Source organism: Pelagibacterium sp. H642, assembly GCF_031202855.1.
In the GTDB taxonomy this organism is placed as follows: Bacteria; Pseudomonadota; Alphaproteobacteria; order Rhizobiales; family Devosiaceae; genus Pelagibacterium.
Genome location: NZ_CP101829.1, coordinates 1,601,469 through 1,626,368 on the forward strand (window position 1 = coordinate 1,601,469; position 24,900 = coordinate 1,626,368).

Below are 24,900 nucleotides of genomic sequence, written 5' to 3' on the forward strand. Positions count from 1 at the left end.
TTCCCGCCCGGAGCGCTGCTTGTTTCCGGGGCCCTTGACCGGTATAGTCCGGGCCAAGAACTTAAACCAAAAGGCGAAAACAAGCCGATGACTGCACCGATCCGGGCCGAGGCGCATCCCTCACGCGGCCCGTGCCTCATGGCCGTGCTGCGCATGGCCGGGCTGCGGCCCACCCGCCAGCGTCTGGCACTGGCCGAACTTCTGTTTTCCGGCCCCCACCGGCACGTCAATGCCGAGCAGCTCCATTCGGAAGCCGAAGAGGCGGGTGTTTCGGTGTCGCTGGCCACGATCTACAATTCGCTGCACCAGTTCCGTCAGGCTGGGCTGTTGCGCGAAATCTCCGTCGATGCCTCACGCAGCTATTTCGACACCGACACCACCGATCACCACCACTTCTTTATCGAAGACGAGCAGCGGATCGAGGATATCCCTTCCGATTCCATCCGCATTGCCGGGATTCCCGACGCCCCCGAAGGCATGGCGGTGACCCATGTGGACGTGATCGTGCGGGTCAAGAAGGTGGGCCGGAACGGCTAGGGGCGTCCGCCGGCTCGCTCAGTCGAAGACTTCTCCGGCATAGACGCCCCAGAGCGTCTCCTGGGCGACAAAGCCCTGATAGGTCGTTGCGCGCCCATCGGCGCCCGTGTGGCTGAGCCGGATTTCGCAGGCGCTCGCATCACAGGAATGGACGGCGACCAGCATGGAGGGCGCGAGCCAGGCGCGGACCGCCGCGTCCGGTTGGGGCCCGACACGCAACGCAATCGAGCCCTCCGCCTGCCAGGGCGCGACCAGCGCGGTGCGATCGCCCACCACAAGGTTCTGATGCACCCAGCCCTCATCGCCTTCCGCATCGCGGATGCGGCGCCAGGTATCGAATTCGGCGGTGATTTCCACCGGCACGCCCGGCCGCACGAACGTGAAGGCGATATCGTAATTGGTGCCCGGGCCGACCCGGACATTGACCGGGGCGTTGCGGATGGAGACGAAGCGCGGCACCGGCAGGCCGCTGGAGCGGCCGACCTGGGTGGCCTGCGCCTGAGCGGGGGCTATGGTTCCGGGGCTGGCGAAAAGCACAAGCAGGGCACAAAGGACTGCAAGAAAACGCAAGGGATAACTCATCAAAAACGATACCGGTGCGCCGGGGCAGAACGCGGGGAGGCTTTGCAGCACGGCGCTTTTTCCCTAACAGTACCGGAGCGAACTTAATGGTCGCTGAAAACCGATAAACGGCACTTCGGGTAGGGCGCAAAAATGGTGAAGGTGTGACCCGGGACCGGGCCAAAATCGTCGTTTCGCGACGCCTGCCGGAAGCTGTCGAGGCCCGCATGGCGGCGCTGTTCGACGTGAGCTTCAACCAAAGCGACGTTCCGCTCGACGCGCCGGCGCTGCTGACCGCGCTCCAGGGCGCGGACGTGCTGGTTTCCTCGATCACCGATCGAATCGATTCAGCTCTGATCGCCCAGCTCCCCGCATCGGTTAAACTCATCGCCCAGTTCGGCAACGGGTTCGACAACGTCAATATCGAGGCAGCCCATGCGGCCGGGATCACCGTCACCAACACGCCTTCGGTGCTGACCGAGGACACAGCGGACATGGCCATGGCGCTGATGCTTTCGGTACCGCGCCGGCTGACCGAGGGCGCGCAGGTGCTTTTGAACGACGGCACCTGGCCGGGATGGTCGCCCACCTGGATGCTGGGGCGGCGGCTGGGCGGCAAGGCGCTCGGGATCGTGGGGCTGGGGCGGATCGGCACCGCCGTGGCGCGGCGGGCGCGGGCCTTCGGGCTGGCCATCCACTATTGCGGACGCACGCGCAAGCCACCGCAGATCGAAGAGGCGCTGGGGGCGACCTGGTGGGATTCGATCGACGAGATGGTGGAGCATGTCGACATCATCTCGCTGCACACGCCGCACAATCGCGATACCTTCAACATCTTTTCCGCCGACCGCCTGAAGCGCATGCGCGAGGGCGCATTTGTAGTCAACATTTCTCGCCCCGAGCTTGTCGATGAGGATGCGCTGGCCGACCTCGTGGCGAGCGGACATCTTTCCGGAGCCGCGCTCGACGTTTTCGAGCACAAGAAGGGCGCCAATCCCAAGCTGGTGGAGCTGGCGCGGGCCAACAAGGTGATCTTGACCCCGCATATGGGCTCGGCGACGCTGGAATCGCGGATCGAGATGGGGGAGACGGTGATCGTCAACATCCGCACGTTTCTGGACGGACATACCCCACCACATCGGGTTTTGCCCGACGGGCGATCGCCGATTTAGGAGGCTGGAATGGCTCAATTCGATGTGGAATTAAAAATCCCTGAGGATTTTGCCGCAGCGCTGGAGGCTCATCCCGAGGCCGGCAAGCGGTTTGCGGTGCTGCCTCATGGTCTCAAACGCCACCATGTGCTCGATATCGAGGCGGCCACGACCGAGGAGACACGCCAGCGCCGGATCGAAAAGGCGATCGCGGCGCTGGTGGCGCTTTAAAGGTATCCCACGAGCGCCGGCGCCTGATCCTGCCTGTCATGCAGCCCGTCCTCATAGACGATCGGGGCGGCATCGAGCTCTTCGGGCGCGGCATCGAGCGTCGAAACGTTGACGGCGTGGAACCAGCCATTGAAGGGCGCGAATTCGAGATAGCCACGGGAAAAGAGCTGCGTGCCGCAGCTTGTGCAGAACATGTGGTCGATATGCCCAGCAGGCCATGAGGAGAGCTCGGCGGCGTAGTGGCCGATATGCTCCTCCCCTTGCGTCACCGCAACCGAATCCCCATAGGCAAAGGCCTTGCGATAGCCGGTCTTGAAGCAATAGGTGCAGTTGCATTTGCGGATACCCTCGGAGAGATCGATGGGGGCGGTGAAGTGGATGGAGCCGCAATGGCAGCTCCCCGTATAGATCCTTTCCATCACGCTGCTCCGATCAGAGGGCGAAGAACTCGGCCAGCACCGGCGCGACGATCTCGGCGGCGGGTCGTGGCCCTGACCCTGCAGGGTTTTCCGCGTGGCGTTCGGCAGCGCGGCAGCGGCGGCATCGGCTCCCGCTTCCATGAAAGCAAAGCTCTTGTCGCCATTGACCACCAGAACTGGCTGGGCGATGCCGCGCCAGCGGGTCTTCATGTCACCCTTGGTGGCTTCGGCCATGACGCGATAATCATGGGCAATGGTAGTGCCCACCGCCGCAAAGCCGGCCCAGGCCGGGCTGGCCTTGAACCCCGCGACGTCATCGTCGGACGCTCCCACCGAGCGCATGAAGGCTTCCATGGCCCCGGCGCCATCGCCCCGACTCTTGAACCCTTCCATTTCGGCGAGCTCGGCGAAGGCCTCATCGCGCGATTGCGCGCCGTTGATAGGTGGCTCGTAACAGATGACGCGAGCGACCTTTTGGGGCAGAGCCGCGGCGGCTTCGAGCGCGAGAACGGCGCCCGAGCTCATGCCGTAAAGCATGGCAGTACCACCCTGAGCGTCGATCAAGGCTTCGATATCCTCGATCTCGCGCATGGGAGCATAGGGCTCGGTATTGCCGCTTTCGCCCCGGCCACGGCGATCATAAATGAGCACGGTGAAGCGGTCGGCCAGAAGATTTGCGAGCCTGGGCGTGTCCTGATCGACGGCGCGGTACTGCGTGGCGCCGGCAACGCAGATCACCAGCGGGCCGCTTCCATGCGTTTCATAGCCGATCCTGGTTCCGTCGGCGGACGTGACGATGGGCATGGTTCAAGCTCCCTTTTGCGCGGCAAGCTGGGCGTCGAGCTTTTTGTGCAGATCGTAGCCTTCATCACCCTCGGCGCCGAAATCTTCGAGCTCATGCATCTGGCGAATCTCGAAACGGTCCTGACCGTGGGCGATGGGGCATTTGGCGACCCAGTCGATGGCCTCCTGGAGCGAGGCGCATTCCCATATCCAGAAGCCGGCGATCACTTCCTTGATCTCGGCGAACGGGCCATCGGTGACCAGCGGTTTGCCGTCGATGACCTGCACCCTGGCCCCCTTGGCGCTCGACATCAGCCCGGCGCCGTCGACCATGATGCCGGCCTTGATCAATTCCTCATTGTAGCGGCCCATCTTCAAGAGCAGGCCTTCCTCGGGCGCGACGTCGGCCTCGCTCTCGGCGGACGCCTTGATCATCACCATGAAGCGCATTTTTCTCTCCCTTGTCGGTCATGCACGTCCATAGGACGTGTCCGGTCTCGGCCATCCGACAGCAGAACACGAAAAAATCACAAGGGCGAGAAAACAAAAAACCCGGCGCTCCTTTCGGGCGCCGGGCCGATGCATTTCAGATTAGAGAAGCCGCGCGATTACTCGGCGTCTTCTTCTTCCTTGGCGCGTTCCTTGCCCGTCTCCTGGTCGACGACCTTCATCGACAGACGGACCTTGCCGCGCTCGTCAAAGCCCAAAAGCTTGACCCAGACCTTGTCGCCTTCCTTGACCACATCGGTGGTCTTGCCCACGCGTTGGTCGGCAAGCTGGGAGATGTGCACGAGGCCGTCGCGCGAGCCGAAGAAATTGACGAACGCGCCGAAATCGGCGGTCTTGACCACGGTGCCCTGGTAGATCTCGCCCACTTCGGGCTCGTCGGTGATCGACTTGATCCACTTGATGGCCGCATCGATCTGCTTGCCGTCCGAGGAGGACACTTTCACCGTGCCGTCGTCCTCGATGTTGATCTTGGCGCCGGTCTTTTCGACGATCTCGCGGATCACCTTGCCGCCGGTGCCGATCACTTCGCGGATTTTGTCGGTCGGGATCTTGATGGTCTCGATGCGCGGGGCGAACTCGCCCACTTCCGAACGGGCCGTGTCGATGGCCTTGGCCATTTCACCCAGGATGTGGGTGCGGCCGTTCTTGGCCTGGCCGAGGGCGATCTTCATGATCTCCTCGGTGATGCCGGCAATCTTGATGTCCATCTGGAGCGAGGTGACGCCATCGGTGGTACCGGCCACCTTGAAGTCCATGTCGCCGAGGTGGTCTTCGTCACCCAGGATGTCCGAGAGCACGGCGAACTTGTCGCCCTCCAGGATCAGCCCCATGGCGATGCCGGCAACGGCCTTCTTCATGGGAACGCCCGCATCCATCAGCGCCAGCGAGGTGCCGCAGACGGTCGCCATGGAGGACGAACCGTTGGATTCGGTGATCTCGGAAACCACGCGCAGGGTATAGGGGAATTCCTCGGCCGAGGGACGGATCGGGTTGATGGCGCGCCAGGCGAGCTTGCCGTGGCCGATCTCGCGGCGGCCGGGGGAGCCCATGCGGCCGGCTTCACCGACCGAATAGGGCGGGAAGTTGTAGTGCAGCAGGAAGTTCTGCTTGTAGGTGCCTTCGAGGGAATCGATGAACTGCTCGTCATCGGCCGTGCCGAGCGTGGCAACCACCAGCGCCTGGGTTTCCCCGCGCGTAAAGAGCGCCGAACCGTGGGTGCGGGGCAGGACGCCGACTTCGGCGACGATGGGGCGCACGGTCTCGAGGTCGCGGCCATCGATGCGGGTCTTGGTGTCGAGGATGTTCCAGCGCACCACCTTGGCCTGGAGCGACTTGAACACGGCGCCGACCTGCTCGGGGGTGTATTTGGCTTCCCCTTCCTCGGGAATGAAATGCGCCTTGACCTTGGCCTTGGCGGCATCGACGGCGGCGTAGCGGGTCTGCTTGTCGGTGTTCTTATAGGCTTCGCGCAGATCGGCCTCGATCACCGAGAGCATCTCGGCTTCGAGAGCGGACTGATCTTCGGGTTCGAATTCGCGCGGTTCCTTGGCGGCCAGTTCGGCGAGCTTGATGATCGCGTCGATCACCTTCTGGCTCTCCTTGTGGCCGAACATCACGGCGCCCAGCATCACCTCTTCGGAAAGTTCCTGGGCTTCGGATTCAACCATCAGCACGGCGTCGGCGGTGCCGGCCATGACGAGGTCGAGCTTGGAATCGGACTTCTTGTCGATGGGGGTGTTGAGGACGTATTCGCCGTCGATATAGCCGACGCGGGCCGCGCCGATCGGGCCCATGAAGGGGACGCCCGAAATGGTGAGCGCGGCAGAAGCTGCGACCATGGCGAGCACGTCGGGCTCATTTTCCATGTCGTGCTGGAGCACGGTCACGATCACCTGGGTCTCGTTCTTGTAGCCATAGGGGAACAAAGGACGGATCGGGCGGTCGATCAGGCGCGAGATGAGGGTTTCGGCCTCGGTCGGGCGGCCTTCGCGCTTGAAGTAACCACCGGGGATCTTGCCGGCGGCAAAATACTTTTCCTGGTAGTTGACGGTCAGCGGGAAGAAATCGATGCCGGCCTTGGGCTCCTTGGCCGAAACGACGGTGGCCAGAACCACGGTTTCGCCAAGGGTGGCGACGACGGCGCCGTCAGCCTGGCGGGCGACCTTGCCGGTTTCCAGCGTCAGGGGCTGACCGCCCCAGTCGAGTTCGACTTTATGGTGGTCGAAATTGATTGTCATAGAACATTCCTTTTTATGCGGAACGGCCTCGACGCGCTCCTTGAAAGCAGCATCGATGCGGCACTCCGCAAATGGCGCCAGAGGCAGCCCTCAGGACTTTTCGGAACATGGACAAGATGGCGAGAGGCTCCGCCTGGACTGCGTCAGTCCGAAGCCTCCGGCGATCCTGCCATGCCCCGCCCCTTGAGTTAAGGGCGCTTCCGGCAGTTGTTTGCCCACCGGCCCCATTGCCGATGGACGATACGACACGGGGCCGGCCTTACGGCCGACCCCGCACCAGACTTGGCCTAGCGGCGGATGCCGAGCCGTTCGATCAGGCTCTGGTACCGCGCTTGGTCGCCGCGCTTGACATAGTCGAGAAGCGAACGGCGGGTCGAAACGAGCTTCAAAAGTCCACGGCGGGAGTGATTGTCCTTGGTGTGGGACTTGAAGTGCTCGGTCAGGTTGTTGATGCGCTCGGTGAGGATGGCGACCTGGACTTCCGGAGAACCGGTATCGCCGGCCTTGGTCGCGTATTCCGCAATGAGTTCAGCTTTGCGCTCAGCAGTGATCGACATCGAAAAATCCTTTCAAATATAAGGAGTTGAGTGACGCCAAAACCGGGATGCCGTCCAGGAATGGCCGTTTTAAATCCAGAGCGGGAACCGCTCCGATGGCGGTCATATAGGGTATCGGGGGGCAAATGAGAAGTTTTTTCTCGTTTGCCGTGTGCCGGGTGGCCGCCTCAACGCTCGGGTTTGAGCTCGTCGGGCGTGGGGGCGTCGCGATCGGGGTCGATCTGGTCGAGGGGGATGGAGAACACCCATTCGATGCCGTCGGGATGAACGATGCGCTCGACATCGGCCTTGAGCGCGCTCGCGACCATGGTTTCGAGCACCACCGAGCCAAATCCCTTGCGTTCGGGGGGCGGGGTGAAATCGGGCACGGTTTCGCGCCAGACAAGATGCAGCCGGCCTCCGCCCGCCCGGTTCCAGTTGATGGTGAGCTTGCCGCCCTCGCGCGAGAAGGCGCCATACTTGGCGGCGTTGGTGGCCAATTCGTGCGCCGCCATGCCCAGGACCTGGGCGGCCTGGACGTTGAGATAGACATTGACCCCGGTTTTGGTCACCCGGCTGGAGTCCTCGGGGCGGAAGGGATCGATCTGGGTGCCGAACAGATCACGCAGGCCGATGCCCTGGGTGCCGTGGGCCAGCAGCAGATCGGTGGAACGCGCGAGCCCATAGAGGCGATTGTTGAAGCTTTCGACGAACTTTTCCACGCTGTCGGCGCCGCGCGCCGTCTGCTTGGCCATGGCGGCGATGACAGTCAATTGGTTCTTGGAACGGTGCGCGACCTCGCGCATCAAGAACCGCGCCTCGGTTTCGGCCTGGCGGCGCCTGTCGCTGGCGTCCGCCAGGGCCTGGGAGACGACGGCGAGTTCGTGGACGGGATAGGGGATCGGGCCGATCTCCTCGCCGGCGCCCATGGCGCGGGCCTGCCGGGCGAGGCCGCGCACCGAGGACGCGATCTGCCGCGCGACGACGGCGGCGGCGGCCGCCGCCAGCCCCACGATCAGAATGGCACCGAGCAGCAGCCACAGCAGCGTCGTGCGCAGGGGTTCGGTGACCACCGAGGTGGGCGCCCAGGCCACCACATACCAGCCCGTGAGGATCGAATATTGGGTGATCGCCCGGTAATCCTCGCCGGTAATGGAAATATCGCGCCAGCCGGTTCCCGATCCGGAGTTTTCGCTCAAGGGAATGAAGAACGGCTCGCCCATGCGGGCGGAATCCTGGGAGGCTACAAGAACGGTGTTATTGGAATCGACAAGGGCCACATGCCAGCCCTGGGGCAATTCCCGCGTCAACAGCGCATTGGTGAGCGAGGCGGCATCCTGGGTCAGGATGGCGAGCTGAGGCGGGGTGATCTCCGGCCTCTGGCGGACAACGTTGAAAACGTAGTTTTCCGCCGTCTGGCCGTAAAAGACGTTGGAAACCACGGCGTCGGGCGTTTCCAGCGCGCGGCGGGCGGTCTCGACCTCGGAGATCGGGCCCAGGGGCGTGCCGAATTCGACACGCGTGTTGAGGAGCTGATTGAAATTCTCATCGGCCAGAATGAAGAACGATCCGGTGCCCGAAAGCGCAGTGCGCGCATGCTCGTGAAATTGCGCCAGATCGCCATCGGAAAGGGCCTCGATGCTCATCAGCACCCTTTGGGTGGTGATCATGCCCGAGATCTCCCTTTCGACCGCCTGCACCACCGAGCGCGTGGTGGCGACGGTGAAGGTTTCGACGGTTTCCTCCTGGGCCACGTTGTGGCGGGCAAGGAGCACGGCAGTGAAAGCCGTGGCCGGCAGGACGATCACCACCACCAGAAAGGCGAGATAGAAAATGATGGGGACCGAACGGGGCGGACGGATAGGCGCCTGCCCAGGCTCCGATACGGCCTTGTCGGTGTCGTTCTCTAGCGCGGACTGAGACATCGTCGAGTGGCCGAACCCTGTGGACACTCAAACCTTTAGCCAATCGGATGGGGTGGGTAAAGAGCGCCGACGCGCCGTCACCCCAGGATCACCCGGCGCGGCTTGAACTGGCCGGCTTCGACGACGCCAAGGGCTACCGCCTCTCCCTTGAGGCTGGCCCAGGCGTCATCGAGGGCGATCGGAGCCTCGCGGCCGGTGAGCAGCACAGGATTGCCCAGGCGCACCGTGGCGGCCTGGCGGGCGTCGAGCCGAACTTCGGGGAGGCCGGCGAGCCCAGCGGCGACGGGGAGCAGAAGGTCATCCCGGCCGGCCTGGTCCGCCGTTTCGATAGCTTCGAGCGTTACCGCATCGGCATCGGTGAAAGCCCCGACCTGGGCGCGATGGAGGGCGCCGACATGGCCCTTGGTGCCCAGGGCTTCGGCGATGTCGCGGGCGAGGGCGCGCACATAGGTGCCTTTCGAGCAGGTGACCGAAAGGCGCGAGCGGTCGTGCCCATGGGACAGGATCTCGAGGGCGTCGATCTCCACCTCGCGGGGCGGCATATCGAGCTTTTCCCCGGCGCGGGCCAGATCATAGGCACGCTCGCCGCCGATCTTGATGGCGGAAAAAGCGGGCGGGACCTGGGTGATGATGCCGGTAAAGCGCGGAAGCAGCGCGGCAAGCGCCTCGCCCGTGGGTCGGACATCGGAGGTGGCGATCACCTCGCCCTCGATATCGTCGGTGGTGGTGGCCGCCCCCCAGGCGATGTCGAAATGATAGACCTTGACCCCGTCCTGGACGGCGGGGACGGTCTTGGTGGCTTCGCCGAAGGCGATAGGGAGAATGCCGGTGGCCAGGGGGTCGAGCGTCCCCGCATGGCCGGCCTTTTTGGCCCCATACAGCCAGCGGAGCTTGCCCACCGCCTCGGTGGAGCTCATGTCGTAGGGCTTGTTGAACACAAGCCAGCCGGAAAGGTCGCGCTTGACGCGCTTTTTGGGAGCTTCGCTCACGTCGCCGTCCTGGTCTATTCTTTGTCGTCTTCGTCGTCGCGGGGCGCGAGGTCGCGCTGCACGCGATCGGAACGCAGCAGCGCGTCGATGCGGCCATATTCGTCGAAGGTCTGGTCGACGAAAAAGCGGAACTGGGGCGCGTATTTGAGATCGAGCGCCGGGGTCACGCGTCCGCGGATGAACTTGGCGTGGGCATTGAGCGCCTCGACAACGTCCTCTGCGTTTTCGCCGCCCAGCGGCATGACATAGACATTGGCGAGTTTGAGATCGGGCGTCATGCGCACTTCGGGGACCGTGACGGTGACGGTTTCGAGCAGCGGATCGATGATCTCGCCGCGCGCAAGGAGCGCGGAAATCTCATGACGCACGCGTTCGCCGACGCGAAGCATGCGCTGGGAGGGTGCCGATGTTGATGCCTTTTTGACCATTGCGGGGAAATAGGGGGTGCGGGGCGGTTCGTCAATCGGGAAGGCGTAATGGGAGCCAATCGGGGCGAACTGCTTGCAAGGTGCGTGCGGCCAACTCAGCGCATGCGGAGAACCTCCGCTAGCTGTTTTCCCACGCGAGAATGGCCGCATGGCCCTCGCGATAGGTGGGGTAACGGAAGGTGTAGCCGAGCGCGGATTTGATCTTGGCGTTCGAGACGCGGCGGTTGCCGGTGTAGAAGGTTCTGGCCATGGGCGAGAGATCGGCGTCCTCGAACGCGATCTCGGGGGGCGGTTCGGTGCCCATGAGCTCGGCGGCGTGGGCGATCACGTCCTGGGGCGGAGCGGGCTCGTCATCGGCGAGGTTGAAAATGCCCGACAGCCGAGCCCGCGCCGCCGTAGCGGTGATGGCGCCGATATCGTGGACATGGATGCGGTTGAACACCTGATCGGGCTTGACGATCCGGCGGGCGGTGCCGTTGCGCAGCTTATCGAATGCCGAGCGGTCCGGCCCGTAGATGCCGGCGAGGCGCAGGATGGCGAGCGGTATGCCCTTTTCCGCGGCAACATCGCGCCAGGCCGTTTCGGCGTCCAGCCGGTAGCGGTTGCGCGCCGAGAGCGGCTCGGTGGGCGCGGATTCATCGATCCAGGCGCCCTGCGCGTCACCGTAGACGCCGATGGTGGAATAATAGCCGATCCAGCGCAGATGCGGGGCGGCGACAATATCGCGGGCATGGTGGAGAAGCGTCGGATCGCCATTGGCGCCCGGGGCGATCGAGACCAGAAGATGGGTGGCGCGGGCGAGCGCCGCGCCCACCGTCTCGGACGGCTCGGTGCCTTCGAACAGGTGCGGGGTGATGCCCGAGCCGCTAAGGTCCTGCGCCTTTTGCAAGTCTCTCGTGGTGGCCGAGATTTCGAGTTCGCCGCCCGCCCGCAAGGCATCGACGGTGGCGCGGGCCGAATAGCCGGCCCCGAAAATGAATAGGTTCAGTTGATCCATTCGGCTTTGACGTCCGGGTCTTGTTCGGTGGCAATAAGATCGGCGCGCCGCGCCTCGGCCTCTTCCCCGGCCAATTGGCGCAGTGCCCAAACGGCCATGCCCCGCACCAATGGGCTGGAGTGGCCGAGAAGACGGTTGACGGCCGGGAGATAGGCGGCATCACCGGAATTTCCGGCGGCGACGAGGCAATTGCGCAAAAAGCGCGCCGAGCCCAGGCGCTTGACCGGGGTCTGGGCGAAAAAGGCGCGGAACGCGGCATCGTCGAGCGCCAGCATGTCGGCCAGCGGTGCGCTCTTGACCGTCTCGCGGGCGGCAAGCTTGTCGTCATGGCTCTGGCGGGCGAATTTGTTCCAAGGGCAGACGGCAAGGCAATCATCGCACCCAAAGACGCGATTGCCCATGGGCTTGCGGAATTCGAGCGGGATCTGGCCCTTGTGCTCCACCGAATAATAGGCGAGGCACTTTCGCGCATCGAGCCGGAAGGGGGCGGGGAACGCGTCGGTAGGGCAGACGTCCAGGCAGCGGGTACAGGTGCCGCAGCTTTCCGGGTGCGGCAGGTCGGCGGGCAGATCGGCAGTGGTGAAGATCGCGCCCAGAAACAGCCAGGACCCCGCCTCGCGCGAGACCAGCACCGAGTGCTTGCCCTGCCAGCCCAGCCCAGCCGCTTCGGCCAGGGGCTTTTCCATCACCGGGGCGGTATCGACGAACACCTTGACTTCGGCCCCGGTGCGGCGGGCCAGAAGTCCGGCCAGTTCCTTCAAGCGCCCCTTGATCACCTCATGGTAATCGCGGCCCTGGGCATAGACGGAAACGTTGGCAAGGCCGGGTTCGGCAAGACGAGGAAGCGGGTTTTCGGCCGGGCCGTAATTGGCGCCCAACATAATGATCGATCTGACATCGGGCCAAAGGGAGGCGGGAGATTTGCGGCGATCCCCTGTCTCTTCCATCCAGTCCATGCCGGCGTGCCAGCCCTGGTCGAGCGCGCCACGCAACTTTGCCGCCAGATCGGGGCGCGAATCGGGGTGCGTGACCCCGAAACTGGAAAAACCCAAGGCCAGGGCACGGTCGCGCAGTTCGGTGACGATGTTTTCGCGCTCAGCGCTCAAAAATCGAGGTCCGCGTAAGTTGACGCAGCCGGCATGCCCACGATCCTGTCGGCCAAAAGCGGCCGGAAGGCGGGGCGGGACTTGATGCGAGCGTACCAGTCCTTGATTTCACCGGCCTTTTCCCAGGCGATATCGCCCATGTAATCGAGAACCGAGATATGGGCGGCGAGCGCGAAATCGGCAAGGGTCAATGTGTCGCCTGCCAGCCAGCGGCGGGTGGCGAGCACCCAGGAGAAATAGGCCATATGCTCGGACAGATTGGCCTTGGCGATCCTGATGACCGAAGGCTCGGGCGCGCCCGAGCGCAGGTCGCGCTTGATGAGCTTTTCTTCCAAAAGATAGGCGGTGACCTCTGGGCCGAGCTTTAACAGCACCCATTCGAGCAGGCGCCAGACCTCGACCTTTTCGGTTCCGTTTTCCGGCAGCAGGGCTTCGATATGCTGCTCGGGGCCGAAATTGGCTTCGATATGGGCGATACCGGCCAAAACCCCCACCACGGGCGGGAAGGGTTCGTCGAGCATCACCGGCACGGAAGCGGCCGGATTGATCTCGAGGAAGTCGGGATCGCGCCGCCAGGGTGCCACCTCGACCAATTCGACCTCCACGCCATATTCGGCAAACATCAGGCGGATGAGACGCGAAGCGGGATCGAGCTTGTGGTGGAGAAGCTGGGGCATGGACCGATCGTTTAATTGCTGCGCGGCGCCGAAGAGGAACAAGGCTCCCCTCCGACCGAAGGCTCCTGCCTGGCAAGGCGGTGCCGCCGCGCGTGACCTCAACAGATTTTACGAACTTTAATGACGGCGCAAAATGGCCGTCAATCAAGGTCTTTTTGTGCCCGCAGCCCACGGTTTGCGCGCAATTGATCCCATTGGGTCAACGAGGGGTTAACTTAGCCGTTAACAAGCGGGTTGGCGTGACGGTCGAATTCGCCATTGCGGCGGAAGCGCCACATATAGTTGGGCAGCACCGCATCGAGGGTGGTGGGGTTAAGGCCGAAAGCCTCCAGCGTGCGCTTTTCCCGCCGCGCCTTTTCGGAAACCACATTGTCGATGCCGAGCTGGACGACCTGGTCGGGGGTCAGAAGCGGCTTGGGCAACAGCGCCATCAGCCCGGCAAGCGGCTTGGCGATGCCGCTGGCCAAAGGCAGCACCAGGCGCTTGCGCTGGGTTTCCTCGAGCACGCGCTCGATCACCTGTTCCATGGTGAGGATCTCGGACCCGCCAAGCTCATAGACCTTGCCGGTCCTGACCATGCCATCGGCGGCCCGGGCGATGGCTTCGGCCACATCGCCGACATAGACCGGCTGGATGGATGTGTTGCGGCCGATCAGCGGCATCACCGGAAAGGTGCGGGCGAGAAAGCCGAAAAGATTGAAGAACCCATCGTCCTGGCCGAACACCAGCGAGGGGCGGATGACCATGGCCTGGGGGAAGGCCTTGAAGACTTCCGCCTCGCCGCGCGCCTTGGCGCGTTGATAGGCGGAGGGGGAATCGGTTGCGGCGCCGAGCGCCGACATGTGGATCAGGGTCTTGGCCCCGGCTGCGCGGGAGAGTTCGGCCACCGTCTTTGCGCCCTGGACCTGGACCGCGGAAAAGCGCTGGGCGCCCTTTTCGAACAGGATGCCCACAAGGTTGATCACGATATCGGCGCCGCGCACCGCGGCGGCCACCGAATCGGGGAAGCGCAGATTGGCCTGGATGGGCTGGACCTGACCGGGAAAGCCGAACATACGCACATGGCCGGCCAGGTCGGGGCGGCGCACCGCCACTCGCACCGCATAACCGCGCCGCGCCAGATCCTGGGTGAGCTGAGTGCCGATGAACCCCGATCCGCCAAAAATCGTAACGAGCTTTCTTCCCTGTTCGACCATCGCTCAAGATCCCTGTGAAAGTCGATCCGTTCTAGCCTTGCGAGCCGCCGCTTTGCAATCGGTTTGCGCCATGGCGGGCGATCGGCGTGCCGAGGCAGAGAATCCGCTTGACTCCGCCGGCACCATGTTCTTTGTTTGTTCTATTCGCATAAGGAAGGATATGGATATGAGCCCGGACGCCGAAACCCCGACTTATAAGGGAAGCTGCCAGTGCGGGGCCGTCACGTTCACGGCAAGAACGCGGCTCGAAGCACCCTTCCAATGCAATTGCTCGCGCTGCCGGCGATTGAACGCGGTGATGCATTCGGTTCCCGACAGCGATTTCGTGCTTGAAAGCGGCGGCGAAGCGCTCAAGACCTTCCGCTTCAACTCCCACACCATCGCGCATCAGTTCTGCACGGTCTGCGGCATCCAGCCCTTTGCTTCGGGGACGGACAGGGATGGGCGGGCGTTGCATGTCGTCAACGTCAATTGCCTGGACAATCCCGTCTATGACCCCGGCGCGATCACCCGGTTCAATGGCGCCGATTTTTGACAGCCGCTTTGTGAAGCTGCGGTGACGGAGTGCATTGACAAAGGGTTTGGCGCGCTCTAAAGCGTGCCCCCGTTGCCCAGATGGCGGAATTGGTAGACGCGCTAGCTTCAGGTGCTAGTTCCCGAAAGGGAGTGGAAGTTCGAGTCTTCTTCTGGGCACCAATCCATTCGGCTCAGTGCCGTTTTTCCCCCGATTGCCTGACCCATACTGCGCGATTTTTCGCGCGGCTTTGTTGCCGGATTAAGGTGACAGAAGCGATCACATTATCTACAAGCCCGTTATTGTTTCAGCATTGTTCGGGTTTGACATGATCGATCTGCGCTCCGGCCTTGTGGCCGCTTGCCTGGTTGCCGCCGGCGGCTCCGCCGCTCTGGCCCAGGAGTTTCCGCTCACCATTGACCATGCCTATGGGCAGACCACCATCGAGGCCCAGCCCCAACGGGTTTTGACCTGGGGATGGGTGGCCCATGACGTGGTGCTCGATCTGGGCGTGGTGCCGGTGGGGCTGCCCAGGGTGAGCTATGGCGGGGATGCCGAGGGCGTTTCGCCCTGGACGCGGGAGGCGCTCGAGGAACTGGGGGCCGAATTGCCGCCGATACTGGGCGAGGCAGCGGGGGAAGTTTCCCTCGAAGCCATGCTGGCGCTCGAGCCCGACGTGATCCTTGCGCCCTATTCGGGGATGACCGAGGAAGAATATACGGCTCTCAGCCAGTTCGCCGACGTGATCCCGTTCAAAACCCAGGCCTGGCGCGGCGCCTGGCAGGATACCGTTGCGGTGATCGGGCAGGCGTTGGGGCTGGAAACCGAAGCCCAGGCGCTCATTGCCGAAACCGAAGCGATGATCGCCGCAACGACCGAAAACCACCCCCAGATTGCCGGCAAGACGGTGCTCAATTTCGTCAACCGCGACGACGGAACGGTTTCGGTGCGCACCAGCGCCGATCCGCGCTCACTGCTTTTGACCGATGCGGGACTGGTGTCGGTGGCGCGCGAGGCGGCCGATGCCAATGGCTACACCTATTTCGTGAGCCATGAGAATTTCGCCGACCTTGATGCCGATATCCTCGTGGCGTTCCTCGATTCGCCCGAGGCCGCCGACGCGTTCTTCGCCCTGCCCTATATCGCCAGCGCGCCCCAGGTCGCCGAAGGCCGGGTGGCCGTCGTCGACGATGAGGCGGTGACCATGGCGGTGGGCGGCGCGATTTCACCGCTTTCGCTGCGCTGGGGGTGGGAGGCGTTCATCGGCCCCATCGCCGAGGCGGCCGAAAACGCCCGTTAGGACGGGCGCGAAACGGCTCGGAGCACAAAGCGCTCTAGGCAAGACATTGCCGGGTGTGGCACTAAGGCAAACAAACGTGCCCACCCGGAGTTCAAAAAACCGACATGAGCGTCAGACTGCACAAGGGCGATCTGCCCGACCTTTCCCGCTATACCGGGCGACAGGTCGCCATCGACACCGAAACGATGGGGCTCAACCCGGCGCGTGACCGGTTGTGCGTCGTCCAGCTCTCGTCTGGCGACGGTACCGCCGATGTGGTCCAGATCCTGCCCGGACAGACCGAGGCGCCCAACATCGCGACCCTGCTCGGCGACGAGTCGGTTACCAAGCTTTTCCATTTCGCCCGCTTCGACATCGCCGCGCTCTATGCGGCGTTCGGGGTGATGCCGGCCCCGGTCTATTGCACCAAGATCGCCTCGAAACTGGTGCGCACCTATACCGACCGGCATGGGCTCAAGGACCTGGCGCGCGAGCTTTTGAACATCGACATGAGCAAGCAGCAGCAGTCGTCGGACTGGGGCGCCGAGACGCTGACCCAGGCCCAGCTCGACTATGCCGCTTCGGACGTTCTCTATCTCCACGATCTGCGCCGGCACCTCGACCGCATGCTTTCGCGCGAGGGCCGCAACGAAATGGCGCGGGCGTGCTTTGACTTCCTGCCCATGCGCGCCAGGCTCGACCTCGCCGGATGGGCCGAGACCGACATCTTCGCCCATAGCTGAAGAGCATTTCCATGACGGTGCCCACCGCGGCAGTACGATTGGAGACCTATAACCGGTTCGCCCGGCACAACCGGCTGATCGCCGTGCTGCGCTGGGCCGTGCCGGTTCTGGGTGTCATCATATTGTCAGTGCCGGTGGTCCAGCTTGCCGTCTCGATGATGGCGGACGTCATCCCGATCGAGGGCGTGCGGCTCGAAAACGACACGTTGGTGGTCGACGGGCCGCGCTTTGAGGGACGCACGGCGACGGGATCGAACTACACCATGGAAGCGGCACGGGCCGAAACGCCGGTGGGCAATCTCGACACAATCGACCTTTATGACCTTTTCGTCGACATCGTCGACGACAGCGGCTACTGGGCCGAGGTGGAATTCAGCTCGGCCGAATGGACGATGAGCACCGAATATCTGCGTTCCAACGAAGACGTTTTCGTCACCGATTCCACGGGCGCCCGCGGCACGCTGGCCGGGGTCGACGTCGATTGGCCCGCTCAGATGATCATGAGCGAGGGGCCGGTGCGTTTCACCTTCGAAAGCGGCGCGCAACTTGTTTCCGATACGATGATTTATGACATGAACGCGGCGCGCTGGCGGTTTTCAGGCGTCGATCTCGACATGGTGCCCCAGGCCGATGCCGGGGAAAGCCGCGACCCCTTTGCTCCGGAGAACTGACATGGTGCGCCTTGGCCTTTCCATGACGCTTGTTGCCCTGCTGGCCGGCCCGGTTCTGGCCCAGACCACTCAGACCGATCCGGCCGGGTTCGGCGGGCTGGCCGATGAAGCGGACGAAGAGGTGAACGTCACCGCCGACGATCTGCAGATCAATGAGAACGAGAGCACGGCGCTGTTTTCGGGCAATGTGGTGATCACCCAAGGAACCATGGAACTGGCCGCGCCCGAGGTTCTGGCGACCTATGGGGAAGCCGGTCCCTCTGACCTTGAGAACTTCACCGCCTCGGGCGGGGTGACGATGAATTTCGACGATCAGACGGTGGATGCCGATCAGGCGTTCTACGACTTCGCCCAGCGCATCCTGACCTTCACCGGCTCGGTGGTGGTGGTCAACCAGACCGGCACCGTCAATGCCGACCGGCTGGTGGTCGATACGCGGGCCGGCACTTCCTCCTTCTCCTCGGAGGGTGAAGATGGCGGGCGGGTGACCTCGACCTTCACCCCGGAGGGCTGATGTCGAGCATCGACCAGACCGGCTGGCTCGTCGCCCACGGTCTTGCCAAAAGCTTTAAGAAGCGCGCCGTGGTGCGCGACGTGTCGCTGGCCGTGCGGCGCGGGGAGGCCGTGGGCCTGCTCGGGCCCAACGGGGCGGGCAAGACCACGGTTTTTACAATGATCATGGGGCTTGTGCGGCCCGATGCGGGGCAAGTGCTGCTCGACGGCCTGCCGATCACGCAATTGCCGCTCTACCAGCGCGGACGGCTGGGCATCGGCTATTTGCCGCAGGAAGCCTCGATCTTCCGCGGGCTTTCGGTCAAGGACAATGTGCTGGCCGTGCTCGAAGGGCACATCAAGGACAAAAAAGAGCGCAATGCGCGGCTCGACGAATTGCTCGAGGAATTCTCGGTCTCGCATCTGCGCGATGCCGATGCGCTGGCCCTTTCGGGGGGAGAGCGGCGGCGGGTGGAAATCGCCCGGGCGCTCGCGGCGGACCCCAAATTCATGCTGCTCGACGAGCCCTTTGCCGGGGTCGATCCGATCGCGGTGGCCGATATCCAGGCGCTGGTGCGGCAATTGACCCAGCGCGGCATCGGCGTTCTGATCACCGACCATCAGGTGCGCGAAACCTTTTCGCTGGTCGATCGGGCCTATCTCATCCATGGCGGCAAGGTGATGATCCAGGGCAGGCCCGAAACCATCATGGCCGATCCGGATGCCCGGCGGGTCTATCTGGGCGAGAGCTTTTCGCTTTAGACCGGCAACTGGCACGAAAATTGTATAGCGCGAACTTGCGGGGCCCGGCGAATGCCGCTAGGGTCGGCTTCGGCGCGCGTGGGGCGTGCCGTTTGGGGGAAATTTCGAGTGGGAGCCAGATAGTCCATGGCGCTTTCGCCACGGCTGGATGTGCGTCAGAGCCAGACCCTGACGCTGACGCCGCAATTGATGGCGTCGATCCGGCTTTTGCAGCTCAGCCATCTTGAGCTTTCGGCCTTTGTCGACGCCGAACTGATGCGCAACCCGCTGCTCGAGCGCGAGGATGGCGCCGAGGGCGACACCCCGCTCGAGCGCGAGCAGCCCGAGGACATCGATCCCTATCGCGACGTGGTCGACCATTCCGACCATCTGGGCAGCGCCGTAACCATTGCCGACAGTTTCGATACCGACGTCGCCAATGTCTTTCCCGAGCAGTCGGGCTCCGATTCGCTTTCCCAGGCCAGCTCCTGGCCCGAGGGTAAGGGCATGGCGGGCAGCGAGGCACCCGATCTAGATCAGTATGTCTCCGCGCAGGTCTCACTGGCCGAGCATCTGTCCGAGCAGGTCAACCTGATCCTCAGGGATCCCGCCGAGCGGCTGATCGCGCGCAGCCTCATCGACAATCTCGACGAGCGCGGTTACCTCGCCGCCGATATCGAGGGCATCGCCGGCCAGCTCGGAGCGGAGCCCGAAACCGTGGAAGCCGTGCTCGCGCGCGTGCAGGGCTGCGACCCCGTCGGGGTTTTTGCCCGCTCGCTCCCGGAATGCCTCGCCATCCAGCTTGCTGAAAAAAACCGGCTCGACCCGATGATGGCCAACCTGCTCGCCAATCTCGATCTGGTCGCCAGCCATGATCTTTTGACGCTGGGGCGGAAAATCGGCGCCGATCGCGAGGATATCGCCGACATGCTGACCGAATTGCGCGAACTCGATCCTCGTCCCGGCCGGGCCTTCGACGCGGCGCCGGTGCAGGCTGTGGTCCCCGACGTTCATGTGCGGCGCGGCAATGACGGGGGCTGGCAGATCGAACTCAATGCCGATGTGCTGCCACGCGTTTTGGTCAACCGCACCTATTACGCCGCGGTGAGCAAGAAGACCCGCGATGCTGGGGAAAAGAGTTTCCTCGTCGATTGCCTGGCGACGGCCAACTGGCTGACCAAGAGCCTCGACCAGCGGGCGCAGACGATCCTCAAGGTGGCGACCGAAATCGTTACCCAGCAGGACGGATTCCTCCGGCACGGCATCTCCCATTTGCGGCCGATGACGCTCAAGACCGTCGCGACCGAAATCGAGATGCACGAATCGACCGTTTCCCGCGTCACGGCGAACAAATATATCGCCACTCCGCGCGGGCTGTTCGAGATGAAGTATTTCTTCACCACCGCGCTCAATTCCGCCTCGGGCGGCGAGGACCATTCGGCGGAAGCCGTGCGGCACAGGATCCGGCAATTGATCGAAGCCGAAAAGCCCGACGCCATCCTTTCGGACGACACTATCGCGGAAATCTTAAAGCGCGAGCAGGGGATCGACGTGGCGCGCCGCACCGTCGCCAAATACCGCGAAGGGATGGGGATCGCATCCTCGGTGATCCGGCGGCGGCAAAAGAGGGCGCAAATGGCCTAGCGGCGCCGCGAGCGAGAGAAAGCGGCTGAACGGCGCTCGTTTCACCCCAAGGTTAATCACAACCCACCGAATGCCGGAGAGGTGGGCAAAAGGTCTATTGACCCTGCCATCGGTTGCCCTCTACACAGATTCTCTCAAGTTTGTGGGGAGTCCATGATAGAACGCGCCCATTCTTATGATTACGACCAGTTGCTGGCCTGTGGGCGCGGTGAGCTATTCGGACCGGGGAATGCGCAATTGCCGCTTCCCCCCATGCTCATGTTCGACCGGATCACGCGCATCGACGACGATGGCGGCGCCTTCGCCAAGGGCCAGGTGCGCGCCGAGCTCGATGTCGACCCGGACCTGTGGTTCTTCCAGTGCCATTTCCATGGCGATCCGGTGATGCCGGGCTGCCTGGGGCTCGATGCGCTCTGGCAGATGACGGGGTTCTTCCTCGGCTGGGGCGGTTCGCCCGGACGCGGCCGGGCGCTGGCCGGCGAGATCAAGTTCACCGGACAGGTGACCAATGACGTCAAGCATGTAGAATACGGGATCGACATCAAGCGCGTCATGCGCTCGAAACTGACGCTGGGGATTGCCGACGGCTACGTTAAGGCCGACGGCAAGACCATTTACGAGGCCAAGGATTTGCGGGTCGGCCTTTTTACGGACATGGGCGCCCTGTAACCTGAACAGTTCGCATCCGCTGGACAGACCAAGCAAGAGGCATAAATGAAGCGCGTAGTCGTCACCGGCATGGGGATCGTGTCTTCGATCGGGAACAATCTCGACGAAGTGCTCGATAGCCTTAAGGCCGCACGTCCCGGCATCACCCGGGCCCAGGACTATGTGGACCTGGGCTTCCGCTGCCAGGTGCATGGCGAGCCCACGCTCGACCCGTTCGACGTGCTCGACCGGCGCACCACCCGCTTCATGGGCAAGGGCGCGGCCTGGAACTACATCGCCATGCAGGAGGCAATCGCCCAGGCCGGGCTCGAGGAAGCCGATTATCGCCGCAATGCGCGCACCGGCATCGTCATGGGCTCGGGCGGCCCGTCCACCCGGGCGGTGGTGGAAGCCGCCGATATCACGCGCGAGAAAAAGAGCCCCAAGCGCATCGGGCCCCTGGCCGTCCCCAAGGCGATGAGCTCGACCGCTTCGGCGACGCTGGCCACCGCTTTCGAAATCCACGGCGTCAACTATTCGATCTCCTCGGCCTGCGCGACGTCCAAGCATTGCATCGGCAATGCGTACGAGCAGATCCAGCTCGGCAAGCAGGACATCGTCTTTGCCGGCGGGCATGAGGATCTCGACTGGTCGATGTCGAACCTTTTCGACGCCATGGGCGCCATGAGCTCGAACTTCAACGATACCCCGGAAAAGGCCTCGCGCGCCTATGACCGGGATCGTGACGGGTTCGTGATCGCCGGCGGCGCGGGCGTTCTGGTGCTCGAGGAATATGAACACGCCAAGGCGCGCGGCGCGACCATCCTGGCCGAAGTCGTGGGCTATGGCGCGACCTCGGACGGCTACGACATGGTGGCTCCCTCGGGCGAGGGCGCGGAGCGCTGCATGAGGATGGCGCTCGAAACCGTCAAGGCGCCGGTCGATTACATCAATCCGCACGCGACCTCCACCCCCGTGGGGGACCGGGCCGAAATCGGCGCGCTGCGCGAAGTGTTCGGCACCGGCGACAACTGCCCGCCCATTTCGGCGACTAAATCGCTGACCGGCCATTCGCTGGGGGCGACGGGCGTGCAGGAATCGATCTATTCGATCCTGATGATGCACAACCGCTTCATCTGCGAGAGCGCCAATATCGAAAACCTCGATCCCGAATTCGAGGACATGCCGATCCTGCGCCAGCGTCGCGACAATGTGGATCTGGGCGTGGTGCTCTCGAACAGTTTTGGATTCGGCGGGACAAACGCGACGCTCGTGTTCCAGCATCCGGACGTTTAAGGCCGGCGCGAGCGCTTCCCGAACTCGGCATGTCGTTCGGGAGCCCGATGCCGGATTTCGGCGTGAGCTTCCTCGGGCACCGTGGCGGCGAGATACCTCACCTATACCGCATTATGCGGCTCTCTCCCGTGCGGGCGGAGTAGATCAGCAATTTCCCCAAGAGCGGTTCGCCGAAGCCCGCGAGCCATTTGATGGCTTCGGTGGCCATCATGGTGCCGATGACGCCGGGGAGGACGCTGAGGACGCCGACCAGTTCGCAAGGCGGGCTGTCTTCGGGAGTGGGATCGACAGGGTAGAGGGATTCGAAGGCGGGCCAGGGCGTACCGTCCTCCCGCGAAAGGAAGGGCGCGAGCGTTGTGACCGAGCCGTCAAACGGACCCAGGGCGCCCGTCACCAAGGGAATCCGCCGCACGGCGCAGACCGATGCGATGACACGCTTGGCAGCAAAGCTGTCGGTGCCCTCGATCACCAGATCGGCATTGGAGAGAAACGATTCCGCGTTTTCCGCATCGAGCCGCGTCACCAGGGAATCGACGGTGATTTCCGGATTGAGGGTCGAGGCGAACCGGGCGGCGGAAACCGCCTTGGCGTGGCCGATATCGGCATCGGTATAGATCACCTGCCGGGAGAGGTTGGACAGCGACACCGTATCGGGATCGATAATGGTGAGCGTTCCCACCCCCGCCCCGGCGAGATAGGCTATGACCGGCGCGCCGAGCCCACCGGCGCCCACGATCGCCACATGAGACCCCGCGAGCTTTTGCTGGCCGGCCCCGCCCATGTCCTTCAAAACGATATGGCGGGCATAGCGGGCCGATTGGCTCGGCGTCAGCGCCAATTTACCGCGTCCCCACCGGGAGGGCGATGAAGCGCCGGTCGGGGCCTTCGAAACCGTGCGACCAGACCGAGAGCACGGCGACGGTCGAGGCATCGTCAAAGGCGTTGAAGGGATTGAAGACGCCGTAGAATTTATAGGTGATGACGCAATTGCGCGAACGGGGCACGCGGGTGTCGCGGTGCAGCTCCTCGGTTACGCCATCGGCCGCGCGCGTGAGGGCGAATCCCATGGGATCGCCCTCGAACAGGTCGCAATCCTGGGACGAAGGCGCCTTGAAGATATCGAGGCTGAGTTCGTATTCGCCTTGGGTTGCGGCAAGGCCGTAGCTGGGAATGCCGTAGGCGATCGAAAGGCCCTCATCGTCCAGCTCGCCATCTCCGCGCAAAACGATGGGCAGGGCGGGGCGGGAGATGCCGTGCGCGTCCAGCGCATCGTCTGTCAATTGGCCGGCCTGGGAACGCGCATCGGCGAGCTCGGCCCCATCGGCATCGATGCGGGCGCGGAAGGGCGCGCCGCCCACGAAATCGTCGGTGTCGAGATCAATGAGGAAAATCTCGGAATAGGGAAAGCCCGAGCCATCCTGGATGCCGAACTGCTCGAAAGCGAAATAGCGGCCGTCCTCGGAATAGCCGATGGCGCTGAACTGGGCGCTGTCGCCCGCCAAGGCGGGCGCCGCGCCCAAGACGAGGACAAAAAGGCTAACCGACGCCCGTCGAACCAAATCCACCAGTGCCACGATCCGTCTCCTCGAGTTCTTCGACCTCTTCAAGCGCCAGATCGGGAACGGCGGCGATCACCATCTGGGCGATCCTGTCGCCGCGCCGGATCTCGAACGGGGTTTTGCCGTGATTGACGAGGATGGCTTTGACCTCGCCACGATAATCGGCATCGACCGTTCCGGGCGCGTTGAGCACTGTAACGCCGAATTTGGCCGCAAGGCCAGAGCGGGGACGGACCTGCGCCTCGAACCCCAGGGGGATGGCGAGGGCAAAGCCGCACGGGACGAGAACCCAGGCGCCCGGAGCGATGGTTTGCACTTCACCCTCGGCAAGGGCCGCGGCAAGGTCAAAGCCCGCCGCGCCGACGCTCTGGCGGGCGGGAAGAGGCAATCCCCGCCCGTGGTCGAGCCATTTCAATTGAACTGCCATAGTGTCAGCTATTTCTGGACCACGGCGTAGATTTCCGCCGGAAGATCGAGTTCGGGCGAAAAGAGGTCCGTAAAGGGGATTTCGAACGTCGCCGAGCGGCCATCGGCAGCCAGTTCCATATTGGTATCGGCGATGGTGCCGCCCGAAATGGTCATGGTGATGGTGTGGCCTTCAAAGATCGAGGCGATCATCGCCTGCATCTGGGCGTCCTGGGACGGATCGACTTCCTCGGAGAGCGATTCGGTGAGATCGGAGGTGGGGAACGCCACCCGCACCTGGCCGCCCCCGATATCCTCGATGATCGGGTCCTCGCCTTCCTCGCCGTCGAAGTTTAGATCCGCGAAGGGTCCCAAGCGCACCAGAGTGCATTCGACGGTGTCGGCGCTTTCGACAAGCTCGCCTTCGGCGCAGAATTCTTCGTCCTGCTCGCTCGCCTGGGCCATCATCAGATCGTACATGTCGCGTTCCATGGTGGTCACCATGGTGGCTTCGGCCTCGGTCTGGCTGGTGACGTCGACGGTCATGGCAACGTCCATGCAGGCGGCGAGCATCAGGGTGAGGCTTGAGGCGCCCGCCAAGCGGGTCAGGATCGAAATGGTCATG

The 24,900-nt window shown here is 63.6% G+C and carries 28 protein-coding genes and 1 tRNA gene; 13 read left to right on the forward strand and 16 right to left on the reverse strand.

Annotated features, from left to right (window positions below; translation table 11 throughout):
- Nucleotides 1-87: 87 nt before the first annotated feature.
- Nucleotides 88-537 carry an iron response transcriptional regulator IrrA gene (gene irrA / locus NO934_RS07860; RefSeq protein WP_309163348.1) on the forward strand — a complete coding sequence of 150 codons (450 nt, stop codon included), beginning with the start codon at nt 88-90 and terminating at the stop codon, nt 535-537.
- 18 nt (nt 538-555) lie between these two features.
- Here the strand turns inward: irrA and NO934_RS07865 are convergent, their stop codons facing one another.
- A complete protein-coding gene (locus NO934_RS07865; RefSeq protein ID WP_309163350.1) occupies nt 556-1,107 on the reverse strand; it encodes an SH3 domain-containing protein in 552 nt (183 codons plus the stop codon).
- A 155-nt stretch (nt 1,108-1,262) separates the two neighbouring features.
- Here NO934_RS07865 and NO934_RS07870 point away from each other — a divergent pair, with 155 nt between their 5' ends.
- Together NO934_RS07870 and NO934_RS07875 are read left to right on the forward strand one after the other, a co-directional pair.
- On the forward strand, nt 1,263-2,270 hold the full coding sequence (locus NO934_RS07870) for a D-glycerate dehydrogenase (protein WP_309163352.1): 1,008 nt from the start codon (nt 1,263-1,265) through the stop codon (nt 2,268-2,270).
- 9 nt (nt 2,271-2,279) lie between these two features.
- Nucleotides 2,280-2,480, forward strand: coding sequence for a YdeI/OmpD-associated family protein (locus NO934_RS07875; protein ID WP_309163353.1), 201 nt, complete (start codon nt 2,280-2,282; stop codon nt 2,478-2,480).
- Here the strand turns inward: NO934_RS07875 and NO934_RS07880 are convergent.
- The 11 genes from NO934_RS07880 to NO934_RS07930 all read right to left on the reverse strand — a co-directional run bounded on the left by NO934_RS07880 (nt 2,477) and on the right by NO934_RS07930 (nt 14,283).
- On the reverse strand, nt 2,477-3,703 hold the full coding sequence (locus NO934_RS07880; protein ID WP_309163354.1) for an alpha/beta fold hydrolase: 1,227 nt from the start codon (nt 3,701-3,703) through the stop codon (nt 2,477-2,479). The two genes, NO934_RS07875 and NO934_RS07880, sit on opposite strands and share 4 nt — an antisense overlap.
- A gap of 3 nt (nt 3,704-3,706) precedes the next feature.
- Nucleotides 3,707-4,132 carry a YciI family protein gene (locus tag NO934_RS07885; RefSeq protein ID WP_309163355.1) on the reverse strand — a complete coding sequence of 142 codons (426 nt, stop codon included), beginning with the start codon at nt 4,130-4,132 and terminating at the stop codon, nt 3,707-3,709.
- 158 nt (nt 4,133-4,290) lie between these two features.
- Nucleotides 4,291-6,429, reverse strand: a complete 2,139-nt coding sequence (pnp, locus tag NO934_RS07890; protein WP_309163356.1) for a polyribonucleotide nucleotidyltransferase — start codon at nt 6,427-6,429, stop codon at nt 4,291-4,293.
- 287 nt (nt 6,430-6,716) lie between these two features.
- On the reverse strand, nt 6,717-6,986 hold the full coding sequence (rpsO, locus tag NO934_RS07895) for a 30S ribosomal protein S15 (RefSeq protein WP_309163357.1): 270 nt from the start codon (nt 6,984-6,986) through the stop codon (nt 6,717-6,719).
- 167 nt (nt 6,987-7,153) lie between these two features.
- Entirely contained in the window at nt 7,154-8,890 is a 1,737-nt protein-coding gene (locus tag NO934_RS07900) for a sensor histidine kinase (protein ID WP_309163358.1), read from the reverse strand.
- 77 nt (nt 8,891-8,967) lie between these two features.
- Nucleotides 8,968-9,879 carry a tRNA pseudouridine(55) synthase TruB gene (truB, locus tag NO934_RS07905; protein ID WP_309163360.1) on the reverse strand — a complete coding sequence of 304 codons (912 nt, stop codon included), beginning with the start codon at nt 9,877-9,879 and terminating at the stop codon, nt 8,968-8,970.
- Nucleotides 9,880-9,893: 14 nt separating this feature from the next.
- The gene (gene rbfA, locus NO934_RS07910; RefSeq protein WP_309163361.1) at nt 9,894-10,307 is read right to left on the reverse strand and encodes a 30S ribosome-binding factor RbfA; all 414 of its coding nucleotides are present in this window, start codon (nt 10,305-10,307) and stop codon (nt 9,894-9,896) included.
- A gap of 118 nt (nt 10,308-10,425) precedes the next feature.
- Nucleotides 10,426-11,295 (reverse strand): SDR family oxidoreductase, encoded by an 870-nt coding sequence (locus NO934_RS07915; RefSeq protein ID WP_309163681.1) that lies wholly within the window; start codon nt 11,293-11,295, stop codon nt 10,426-10,428.
- Nucleotides 11,292-12,410, reverse strand: coding sequence for a tRNA epoxyqueuosine(34) reductase QueG (gene queG / locus NO934_RS07920; protein ID WP_309163362.1), 1,119 nt, complete (start codon nt 12,408-12,410; stop codon nt 11,292-11,294). The genes NO934_RS07915 and queG overlap by 4 nt, the downstream gene beginning before the upstream one ends.
- Nucleotides 12,407-13,087: a glutathione S-transferase family protein gene (locus tag NO934_RS07925; protein ID WP_309163363.1), complete on the reverse strand. Its 681-nt coding sequence runs from the start codon at nt 13,085-13,087 to the stop codon at nt 12,407-12,409. Before NO934_RS07925 ends, queG begins: the two co-directional genes overlap by 4 nt.
- A 215-nt stretch (nt 13,088-13,302) precedes the next feature.
- Entirely contained in the window at nt 13,303-14,283 is a 981-nt protein-coding gene (locus NO934_RS07930) for a complex I NDUFA9 subunit family protein (protein ID WP_309163364.1), read from the reverse strand.
- A 166-nt stretch (nt 14,284-14,449) separates the two neighbouring features.
- Between NO934_RS07930 and NO934_RS07935 the strand changes: the two genes are divergently transcribed.
- The 10 genes from NO934_RS07935 (at nt 14,450) to fabB (ending at nt 22,311) form a co-directional block, all read left to right on the forward strand.
- Nucleotides 14,450-14,818 (forward strand): GFA family protein, encoded by a 369-nt coding sequence (locus NO934_RS07935; RefSeq protein ID WP_309163365.1) that lies wholly within the window; start codon nt 14,450-14,452, stop codon nt 14,816-14,818.
- Between the two features lie 74 nt (nt 14,819-14,892).
- Nucleotides 14,893-14,979 (forward strand) — tRNA-Leu (locus NO934_RS07940).
- Between the two features lie 146 nt (nt 14,980-15,125).
- Nucleotides 15,126-16,097 carry an iron-siderophore ABC transporter substrate-binding protein gene (locus tag NO934_RS07945; RefSeq protein ID WP_309163366.1) on the forward strand — a complete coding sequence of 324 codons (972 nt, stop codon included), beginning with the start codon at nt 15,126-15,128 and terminating at the stop codon, nt 16,095-16,097.
- A gap of 104 nt (nt 16,098-16,201) precedes the next feature.
- Nucleotides 16,202-16,819, forward strand: a complete 618-nt coding sequence (locus NO934_RS07950) for a ribonuclease H-like domain-containing protein (protein WP_309163367.1) — start codon at nt 16,202-16,204, stop codon at nt 16,817-16,819.
- 11 nt (nt 16,820-16,830) lie between these two features.
- A complete protein-coding gene (locus NO934_RS07955) occupies nt 16,831-17,490 on the forward strand; it encodes a hypothetical protein (protein WP_309163368.1) in 660 nt (219 codons plus the stop codon).
- A 1-nt stretch (nt 17,491) separates the two neighbouring features.
- Nucleotides 17,492-18,004 carry an LptA/OstA family protein gene (locus tag NO934_RS07960; RefSeq protein WP_309163369.1) on the forward strand — a complete coding sequence of 171 codons (513 nt, stop codon included), beginning with the start codon at nt 17,492-17,494 and terminating at the stop codon, nt 18,002-18,004.
- Nucleotides 18,004-18,744 (forward strand): LPS export ABC transporter ATP-binding protein, encoded by a 741-nt coding sequence (lptB, locus tag NO934_RS07965; RefSeq protein WP_309163371.1) that lies wholly within the window; start codon nt 18,004-18,006, stop codon nt 18,742-18,744. The genes NO934_RS07960 and lptB overlap by 1 nt, the downstream gene beginning before the upstream one ends.
- 126 nt (nt 18,745-18,870) lie before the next feature.
- Nucleotides 18,871-20,367 (forward strand): RNA polymerase factor sigma-54, encoded by a 1,497-nt coding sequence (gene rpoN / locus NO934_RS07970; RefSeq protein WP_309163373.1) that lies wholly within the window; start codon nt 18,871-18,873, stop codon nt 20,365-20,367.
- Nucleotides 20,368-20,520: 153 nt separating this feature from the next.
- Complete coding sequence (gene fabA / locus NO934_RS07975) at nt 20,521-21,036, forward strand: 3-hydroxyacyl-[acyl-carrier-protein] dehydratase FabA (RefSeq protein ID WP_309163374.1); 516 nt, start codon at nt 20,521-20,523, stop codon at nt 21,034-21,036.
- A gap of 45 nt (nt 21,037-21,081) precedes the next feature.
- Nucleotides 21,082-22,311, forward strand: coding sequence for a beta-ketoacyl-ACP synthase I (fabB, locus tag NO934_RS07980; RefSeq protein WP_309163376.1), 1,230 nt, complete (start codon nt 21,082-21,084; stop codon nt 22,309-22,311).
- 97 nt (nt 22,312-22,408) lie between these two features.
- On the opposite strand, the gene NO934_RS07985 is transcribed toward fabB, so the two are convergent.
- The 4 genes from NO934_RS07985 to NO934_RS08000 are packed head-to-tail and all read right to left on the reverse strand — an operon-like array spanning nt 22,409 to nt 24,899.
- A complete protein-coding gene (locus NO934_RS07985; protein WP_309163378.1) occupies nt 22,409-23,149 on the reverse strand; it encodes a HesA/MoeB/ThiF family protein in 741 nt (246 codons plus the stop codon).
- Nucleotide 23,150: 1 nt separating this feature from the next.
- The gene (locus NO934_RS07990) at nt 23,151-23,885 is read right to left on the reverse strand and encodes a DUF2259 domain-containing protein (RefSeq protein ID WP_309163379.1); all 735 of its coding nucleotides are present in this window, start codon (nt 23,883-23,885) and stop codon (nt 23,151-23,153) included.
- Nucleotides 23,848-24,309, reverse strand: a complete 462-nt coding sequence (gene dut, locus NO934_RS07995) for a dUTP diphosphatase (RefSeq protein WP_309163683.1) — start codon at nt 24,307-24,309, stop codon at nt 23,848-23,850. Before dut ends, NO934_RS07990 begins: the two co-directional genes overlap by 38 nt.
- Nucleotides 24,306-24,899, reverse strand: coding sequence for a hypothetical protein (locus tag NO934_RS08000; RefSeq protein WP_309163380.1), 594 nt, complete (start codon nt 24,897-24,899; stop codon nt 24,306-24,308). Before NO934_RS08000 ends, dut begins: the two co-directional genes overlap by 4 nt.
- Nucleotide 24,900 lies beyond the last annotated feature (1 nt).